Origin of the sequence: Sutterella seckii, assembly GCF_009183815.1 — a bacterium.
Classification (GTDB): Bacteria; Pseudomonadota; Gammaproteobacteria; order Burkholderiales; family Burkholderiaceae_F; genus Sutterella; species Sutterella seckii.
In genome coordinates this window covers 1-1,940 of sequence record NZ_WEHX01000168.1, presented here as the reverse complement: position 1 = coordinate 1,940, position 1,940 = coordinate 1, and the positions used below count along the sequence as shown (strand labels likewise).

At 54.3% G+C, this 1,940-nt stretch carries 2 protein-coding genes; both read right to left on the bottom strand.

The window, feature by feature from the left end:
* Positions 1 to 413: 413 nt before the first annotated feature.
* Positions 414 to 827, bottom strand: coding sequence for a (deoxy)nucleoside triphosphate pyrophosphohydrolase (locus GBM95_RS11580; RefSeq protein ID WP_152159234.1), 414 nt, complete (start codon positions 825 to 827; stop codon positions 414 to 416).
* Positions 824 to 1,759, bottom strand: coding sequence for a DUF3427 domain-containing protein (locus tag GBM95_RS11575; RefSeq protein WP_193222701.1), 936 nt, complete (start codon positions 1,757 to 1,759; stop codon positions 824 to 826). The genes GBM95_RS11580 and GBM95_RS11575 overlap by 4 nt, the downstream gene beginning before the upstream one ends.
* Positions 1,760 to 1,940 lie beyond the last annotated feature (181 nt).

Here is a 1,940-nt window from a genome sequence, read left to right as displayed (position 1 = left end):
GCCTGTTTTACGAATGAGAGTACCCTCTATGCACAGGCGGCCTGACCCCAAGCGCCACACAGCACCATCCGTCAACTATTAAATACCTTTGTTAATAAGTTGCGGAAGCTCCTCCGTACTGCCGGAGGTTCAGGGCTTCACTTTTAAATTTGAAAGATTCCCCTGACCTTCAGGAACTCTGCTCGGACGCTTTTTTCGCTTTGCGAACAGAAAGACGCCGGGGCGATCGGCGTCTTTTTCTTCCTTTGCCGGCCTTCTCTCCGACCGGTCTTTCGACGAAAGTCCTCTTCCTTCGGAGAGATTGGCTTCAGCAAAAGCGCCCTAATCGTTGAAAATCAGGACTTTTGCTGGATATCAAGGATTGTAGAGAATGCCCCTCAATCAGGCTCTGAGGAGTTTCCTTAGCCCGCGGCCTATTCCAATGCGGTTCCCTGCGGGTTCAATCGCTTCTTGAGGCAATCAACGACCTCCAGGTCGGCGGGAAGCCATTGAACGGCGTCAAGTTCTTCAGGCAGCAGCCACTTCGCCGCCTCATGTTCAAGCAGCTCCACCTGCTCGTTGGCGGCTATGGCGCTCCAGAAGCAGTGCATCGTGAGATGGAAGGCCGGATAGTCGCACTCCACGGTCGTCAAGAGCGCTTCGGGAACGATGTCGACATTGAGCTCCTCTTTGATTTCGCGCACGATGCATTCTTCCGGCGTTTCGCCCGGCTCCATTTTCCCGCCGGGAAATTCCCAGCCGTCCTTAAAGTCGCCGTAGCCGCGCTGCGTGGCAAGAATGCGGCCCTCATGATGAAGAATGGCCGCGCACACTTCGATTCGCTTCACTTTGCTTTTTCTCCGGTGATGTATTCATAAATATCCGAACGCACGGGATGCCGCAGCGTCCAGAGCGCTTCGAAAGCTTTCGAACTTCCGTGAGCTCCCGGGAGCTCCACCTCATTCAAGGGAGCAGCAAGATCCATTTGACCGAGATAGTAGAAAGCCTTGGCTTCCTTGTCGTCCTTGTTTCTGCGCACGAAGAGGTGGATTGCCGTAGCGCTGTAGTCTGCCTTTTCCGTTTTGACCTTCCTCATGCGCAAGGCATCCGGCGACTCGATGGTGCGTTTCGTCTTTGAGAGAGTCAGGATGGTTGAGACGGATTTAAACTCGTCGTGGTACTGAATGGCTTTGCTTTCCTTTTCGTAATTGACGAAGATGGGAAGCGTATCTGAATCCTTGTCGTAGCAGTACCCGCCGATATTCTGCGCCGGCATGTTCTGTCCCCAGTCGAGGAGCCGGCAGACATCTTCATAGGTATAAGCGGCGTTGAGCCTCAGAAAAGTTCCGGGGAGCCGGTCTGCGGCCAAGCGCTTTGCGCGCGCAAGGATGAAGTCGAGAAGCGCTTCGAGCATCGCTTTGAATTCAACACCGTCCTGAAGATCCTTCAAGAAGGAGTCCGCGACCTGCCAGCCGCCCTCCTTCGTCAAGGAAATCATTTCAGCGCCGGCCCACTGCTCTTTGAGCTCCTTCGTGCGCTCGAATTCATTGGCGAGCATGAGCCCCACCGACTTCAGGTGCCGTTCGTCGGCTTCGAACCCGTATTCGGAGTGAAGCCTTCTCTCGAGGCGAACTTCCAAGTTTTCCTTCCCGTCCAGGATGTCCTTGAGAACGAGCGCCTCGGAGGGCCTCAGGGCGTTCCCGAGCTTTCTCGAAACCCAGGCAATCCGCTTCGCCTGAGCGGTTGTGAGCCTCACCGAATATTCGGGCTCATGCTTCACCAAGAAGTCGTAATACGAGCTGAAATTCGCGTTCGAAAAGAACTTGGTGGGTTCGATGCTTCCGAAACGCTCGAAGTCCTGACGTCAACTTCCAGCGTTTTTCTACTCCCTACCCAGAGGCAGCTTAAAAACAGCAACGATTGCCTGAAATAACCACGAAAATGACTTGCGCTTCGTGCGC